The organism is Globicatella sp. HMSC072A10, from assembly GCF_001811625.1.
Lineage (GTDB): Bacteria > Bacillota > Bacilli > Lactobacillales > Aerococcaceae > Globicatella > Globicatella sanguinis.
This window is the reverse complement of sequence record NZ_KV805814.1, coordinates 28,006-28,681: the sequence shown is the minus strand read 5'-3', so window position 1 is coordinate 28,681 and position 676 is coordinate 28,006. Positions and strand designations below refer to the sequence as shown.

General features: G+C 35.4%; 1 protein-coding gene. It reads right to left on the bottom strand.

Translation table 11 applies throughout. The features are described 5' to 3' along the window. Positions 1-676, bottom strand: a 676-nt coding sequence (locus HMPREF2811_RS11795) for a UDP-galactopyranose mutase (protein WP_246829854.1), incomplete at both ends; no start/stop codon positions are given.

Sequence of the window (676 nt, the reverse complement as noted above, 5' to 3'; positions counted from 1 at the left end):
TCATCATTGACAGGATAATACGGTTCATCACCTAATTGCCATTCTTTAGGATATTCTCTTGTGATGACCGTCTGGTCTTGCTTACCAAACTCAAAATGCTTATGTTCGATAATGCGTGTATAAGGAGTTTCACGGTCCGTATAATTAACAACCGCATTGCCTTGATAATTATCAGTATCTAATATTTCATGTTCAAACTGTAAAGAACGATATTCTAATACACCATACTGATAATCAAAGTATTGATCAATCATACCCGTATAGACTACTTTTGTAGCTTCCGCTTCTAACGCTTCTTTATCATTGAAAAAGTCTGTATTCAAATGCACTTCAATATTCGGATGATTTAACATTTTCTCTACAATTTGAGTATAACCACCTATCGGAATCCCTTGATAAATATCATTAAAATAATTATTGTCATAGGTATAACGAACCGGTAGACGCTTAATGATGAAAGACGGTAAATCTTTCGCATCGCGGCCCCACTGTTTTTCCGTATAACCTTTAATTAGTTTTTGATAGATATCCTTGCCTATTAAAGAAATCGCTTGTGTTTCTAAATTAGCCGGCTGTTTGCCGTGTTCTTGTTGGAATTCCGCAATTTGACGATCAATCTCTGCTTTTGCTTCACTAGGTGTCACCACACCCCATAATTTATTGAAAGTATTCATAT